The sequence below is a fragment of the Draconibacterium sp. genome (assembly GCF_041583095.1).
In the GTDB taxonomy this organism is placed as follows: domain Bacteria; phylum Bacteroidota; class Bacteroidia; order Bacteroidales; family Prolixibacteraceae; genus Draconibacterium.
On sequence record NZ_JBFHGM010000317.1, the window covers coordinates 1 to 5,481 of the forward strand.

Consider the following 5,481-nt stretch of genomic DNA (forward strand, 5'->3'; position numbering starts at 1 on the left):
AACAAAGTGTTTCCACGGATCGAAATTCTCTTTGTACAAATTCTCCCGAACCTCGTAAAACACCTTTTTAAACAACGCATTTTCCGACACCAACTCATCGGCCTCCAGCTCATCGATCATAAACTCGCCTACCGAAAGAGTACGTGTTTCGTGCGTTTCTTCGTCCTCCTCTTCCAGTAAATCGCTTGTGCAATATTTCAGTAGAAAACGCAAAAATTCCAGTTCTTCCACCAAAAGTCTTACAGGCCGAACAACCGGTTCTTCCTGCACAGCTTGCGGAGGTGCAGCCTGCCGACGGCTTTGCTCGCGAAATTCCTTTTTCCGGAACTCTTCGGTTTGTTGATGTTTTTGTTTCCTAACCTCTGTGTACAACACTTCTTCGTCAACACCAAGCAAACGGCTACATTCTTTTATATAAACCGAACGGGTAATAGAATCGGGTATTACAGCAACCGACCGGATAACATCAGAGATCAGTCGTGCTTTGGCAACCGGATCATTCTCGGTACTTTTTAAAAGCAGCCGTGTTTTAAACTGTATAAAGTCGGTTTCGTTTTGCTCAATATATTCCTGAAAACCGGAAGCCCCCATTTTTTTTGCAAACGAATCAGGGTCTTCTCCATCGGGTAACGGCAACACTTTAACGTTCATGCCCTCTTCCAGTACCATATCAATTCCGCGCAACGAAGCTTTTATTCCCGCTGCATCGCCATCGTAAATAATGGTAATGTTGGGTGTAAAACGGCGCACCATCCTGATTTGATCGGGAGTTAGCGAAGTACCCGACGAAGCAACAACGTTTTCGATGCCCACCTGGTGCAACGACATTACATCGGTATACCCCTCAACCAGGTAACATTTATCGGTACGGGTCATTTCGCGCTTGGCCTGGTAAATTCCGTACAACACACGGCTTTTGTGGTAAATATCCGACTCGGGTGAATTCAGGTATTTGGCCGTTTTTTTATCGTTTGTTAAAATACGGCCCCCAAAAGCAATTACGCGCCCCGCCAGGTTATGAATGGGGAACATTACACGTCCGGCAAAACGGTCGCGTAACCAGTCGTCGCGTTTTATGGTTAATCCTGTTTTCTCCAGGAAATCGAGTTTATAACCTTGTTTTTGTGCCGCTTCGGTAAATGGTGTTTTGCCATCAGGGGCAAAACCCACTTCGAATTTTTTTAGAATATCGTCGCGAAAACTACGCTCGCGAAAGTAGCCCAAACCAATGGTTCTGCCTTCGTTTTCTTCCCACAAATAGCGGGTAAAATATTTCTGGGCAAAACCGGAAACAATCATCAAACTTTCGCGCGAATCTTTTAGCTGTTTTTGCTCTTCTGTTTCCTCCTCCTCACTGACCTCGATATTGTATTTCTTTGCCAGCCATTTCAGCGCCTCGGGATAGGTGAGATTCTCGTGCTCCATAATAAAGTTCACCGAGTTTCCTCCCTTTCCACACCCGAAACATTTAAAAATTCCTTTGGCCGGCGACACGGTAAACGATGGTGTTTTCTCGTTGTGAAACGGGCACAAACCAAGCATGTTTACACCCCGTTTTCGGAGTGTAACAAAATCGCCTACTACGTCTGAAATTTCTGCAGCATCAATAATCCGGTCTATCGTCGCATGATCAATCATCGGTACAAAAATATCAGAAATAGCATGAAACGAACATCTTTTAAGCCGAATAATATCCACAATTAAAAGCCGCCTTAAATAAGCACCAGATTATCAGCCACGATTTGAATGCGATTATTATTAATTGTACATTTAATCGTTAGAACATTTTTAATGATGAAGAAATTGGTTGTTCTTTCGGGAGCCGGCATGAGCCAGGAAAGCGGATTAAAAACATTTCGTGATATGGGCGGGATTTGGGAGCAATATGATGTTACCGAAGTTGCCACACCCGAAGCGTGGGCGTGCAATCCGGAGCTGGTTTTACGGTTTTACAACGAACGCCGAAAGCAACTTTTTAATGCACAGCCCAACGGCGGACATCGCGGAATTGCAGAGCTGGAAAAATGGTTTGATGTGCAGGTAGTAACCCAAAATGTAGACAACCTGCACGAACGGGCCGGGAGTACAAAAGTTTCGCATTTACATGGTGAACTAATGAAAGCCCGAAGCACGCTGGATTCGTATTTGATTTACGAACTCGACAACTGGGAGCTTAAGTTGGGCGATTGTTGTGAAAAAGGAAGCCAGTTACGCCCTCATATTGTTTGGTTTGGCGAAGCAGTTCCTGAAATACCGAATGCAATTGGCATTGTACAGCAAGCCGATATTCTGGTGGTTATTGGCACATCGTTGGCTGTTTATCCTGCTGCCAGCCTGGTAAATTATGCGCGAAAGGGAACGCCGATTTTTGTTATCGACCCCAACCGGCCGGAAGTTTACCACGAAAATGTTACATATATCGAAAAAAAAGCGGAAATTGGGGTAGAGCTATTAAAAAAGGAACTGGAAAAACTAAAATAAATGAAGCGGATAGTTGTTGCCTTTGGATTTCTTTTAATTGCAAATTTTGTTCTTGCCCAGCGTTTCGACGCCGGAATAATTGCAGGTTTTAACGGAACACAAGTTGAAGGAGATAACCTCAAGGGCTATCACAAAGCAGGTATTTTAGCCGGTCTTTTTGTGCAAACCGATATTGCGCCGGCAATTGTGGCCGGAATGGAAATAAAATATTCGCAAAAAGGCTCGCGCAGAGCATTCGACCCCAAACAACCCGACATTGACAAATACGTTATGCGGCTGGGTTATATCGATATTCCAATTTTTATGGCATTCAGAACCAACGACCGAAGTATGATTATCGGTGGTATTGCGCCGGGTGTTTTAATCCACTCGAAAGAAGTGAACAGCGATGGCGAAATACCGGAGCCCGACCGGCAGGATTTTAATACCTTCGATTTGCAGCCTTTTGTTGGATTTCAGTTTGATTTTTTGGAACATGCATCGATTGATCTGCGTTTTGCTTTATCAGTACTTCCGTGCAGCGACAAATCGGAAACCAATTACTATTTTCACAACGGCTTATTCAACAATGTAATTTCGCTGGCTTTGTATTATCGAGTGGGTCGGTGAGATTTTAAGAATTGAACCACAATAGATCGTTTCTTTTGTTTACAACTGCTAAATTGTTCTATTGCTAGATTGCAGAATGGTTAACTGCAACTATAAACTTTCTTCCTGCTTCCAAATCTAAAATCGTTAATCATTATCCGAAATTCTATAAAGATTTTTCTCGCAAAGGCGCAGAGATGCAAAGAATTGAACCACAATAGACACATAGAACACAATAGATCGTTTCTTTTGTTTACATCTGCTAAATTGTAATACTGTTAACTGCGACTGAAAACTGCAAACTTTCTTCCTAATTCACCCAATTACTCATTCACTAAATCCTGGTTCCCACTTTATCCTTAATCACCAATCCTTTCAATAGCTATTCACCATCCACTTCGAAAAATCATCAAGGTAGGTCCAAAACGATTTTAACACTTCCTCGGGCAAATCCAGTTTTCCTAAAACCTGCTGGTAACAATTTAACCATTCGATGCGCGCTTCAGCGGTAATTTTAAAAGGCAAATGTCTTCTGTTTAATTGTGGTTTTCCACGGTGCTGGTTAAAATAATCGGGGCCACCACAAATCTGAATAAAAAAATCAGCCGAGTGTTCTTTTGCCTTTTCAAGTGCAATCGGGTTTTTAGGGAACAAATCTTTAATCGGACTCTGCACAACCAGATCGTAATGATCACTCACCATTTTTCGTATTCCCTCCTCTTTCAGAATTTCCAACATTAAGGGCGAAGGAAGTGTTATGCCGGGGCGAACTCCCTTGAAATATTTACTGATCTCTAATTCCATCGTTGCTTTTTGTGTTGAAACAACCAAAAGCAAAAGTTGTTGAGCTTACTTTCCAAAAACCCAACCAATTCGCAATCCGCTGGTAAGTGCGATCGGAAAATCATCGGGAGCGACAATAAAACCATACGGCAAACCCTCATCGTCATCGGCACCAAAACCATACCCCACTCCCAAGTAAATATCTACTAAAAATGCATCGTCGAAAACCCATTGTTTCCCAAATTTTAGCATTATGGCTAAAGTTACCTGACTCTCTCTGTCAGAGCTTGAAATTGAGTGATAATAACCGCTGGAATCGAAATAATAATCGTAACCATAATCATCGTACGACATGTAACGCAAAGCAATTTCCGGAGCAATATAGCCTCCTTTTAAAATATGTGAGTAATGCATTTTATGCATGTAAAAATCGGGGTTGCGCATAAATTTATAAGCAAACTTTCCATAAATACCTCGTGGATCAATATTTTCGAGATCATTTCCAAGGCCAACAATTCCTAAAGCTGTTTCCCACGACCGGCCGGGCTTTAAGCTTTTTTCGAAAGCAAACTCGGTGGTACCAAATAGTGGTGACAGGAAATTGACTTTTAAAGCATTCTTCGACTGATCAGCATAATACGCAGGATCATCAAAGGTATTCTTCTGAATTTCAACCACCTCGCCGGTGCCAAATTCAACCCGGGCTACCAGCGCATTATCAATTCCAAAGATAAGTTTGTCGTTTCCGTCGTAATAATATTTTACTTCTTCGGCTCCCAGTTCCGTAACCTTACAATTAATAATATCGCCAGTTCTTTTGATGATTTGATCTTGCGAATAGGCAGAAATTGAAACAATTAAGACCAAACACAGTGTAGCTAAGGTTTTCATGATTTTGTTTTTTTTGTATGTTAAGTTGATCAAATATGGTGCCGAAATATATAAAACGTATGACTTATAAACTAATTATTTATGTTAAAACTATGCCGGTTCTGATTGAATTACAATCCACGCTGAAGACTTTACAGTTGAATATTTCCGCATATCATAAAACAATCAACTCCCTTGATTTGTCTTTAGAGTGACCGGTTAGTATAACCAAAACCTTTTACTACGATGAGAAAAAAATACATGAATCCGTACCTGGCGGGTGTGTTGCTTGGCCTGGTACTTTTAAGCGCCATGTTTTTTTCAGGGCGCGGACTGGGAGCCAGCGGCGGATTAAAATATGCCGTTGTAGCAGCAGTTGAAACAGTTAACCATCAGCACGCCATGGAATCGCCTTATTACAGTAAATATTTCGAAGACGGTAAAAATCCCTTAAAAAGCTGGCTTGCACTTGAAGTGCTCGGCATGTTTTTAGGAGGATTTATTTCGGGAGCCATCTCGGGCCGTTTAAAATTCAAAATTGAGAAGTCGCCAAAAATATCGAATGGAAAACGCTTGTTGTTTGCCTTTCTTGGTGGTGTGTTTTTTGTGTATGGTGCACAACTCGCTCGCGGATGCACCAGCGGCGCAGCGCTCTCCGGAATGGCCGTACTTTCGGTAGCCGGATTTATAACCATGATCGGCATTTTTGGCTCTGCCTTCTTATTTGCATGGTTTTTCAGAAAACTCTGGATTTAAACT

6 protein-coding genes are annotated in these 5,481 nt (G+C 42.0%); 3 read left to right on the top strand and 3 right to left on the bottom strand.

Features of this window, described 5'->3' with window-relative positions; all coding sequences use genetic code 11:
* The coding region (dnaG, locus tag ABZB17_RS19955; RefSeq protein WP_372652922.1) for a DNA primase at window positions 1-1,638 on the bottom strand (1,638 nt) is incomplete at its 3' end.
* 156 nt (window positions 1,639-1,794) lie between these two features.
* On the opposite strand from dnaG, the gene ABZB17_RS19960 reads away from it, so the two are divergent.
* Together ABZB17_RS19960 and ABZB17_RS19965 are read left to right on the top strand one after the other, a co-directional pair.
* Window positions 1,795-2,481: an NAD-dependent deacetylase gene (locus ABZB17_RS19960; protein WP_372652924.1), complete on the top strand. Its 687-nt coding sequence runs from the start codon at window positions 1,795-1,797 to the stop codon at window positions 2,479-2,481.
* Entirely contained in the window at window positions 2,482-3,090 is a 609-nt protein-coding gene (locus ABZB17_RS19965) for a porin family protein (RefSeq protein ID WP_372652926.1), read from the top strand.
* Between the two features lie 354 nt (window positions 3,091-3,444).
* Here ABZB17_RS19965 and ABZB17_RS19970 read toward each other — a convergent pair whose 3' ends face one another.
* Together ABZB17_RS19970 and ABZB17_RS19975 are read right to left on the bottom strand one after the other, a co-directional pair.
* Entirely contained in the window at window positions 3,445-3,873 is a 429-nt protein-coding gene (locus ABZB17_RS19970) for a hypothetical protein (RefSeq protein ID WP_372652929.1), read from the bottom strand.
* Between the two features lie 45 nt (window positions 3,874-3,918).
* Window positions 3,919-4,743, bottom strand: coding sequence for a hypothetical protein (locus tag ABZB17_RS19975; protein ID WP_372652931.1), 825 nt, complete (start codon window positions 4,741-4,743; stop codon window positions 3,919-3,921).
* 225 nt (window positions 4,744-4,968) lie between these two features.
* On the opposite strand from ABZB17_RS19975, the gene ABZB17_RS19980 reads away from it, so the two are divergent.
* Window positions 4,969-5,478, top strand: a complete 510-nt coding sequence (locus tag ABZB17_RS19980) for a YeeE/YedE thiosulfate transporter family protein (RefSeq protein WP_372652933.1) — start codon at window positions 4,969-4,971, stop codon at window positions 5,476-5,478.
* Window positions 5,479-5,481: the final 3 nt, after the last annotated feature.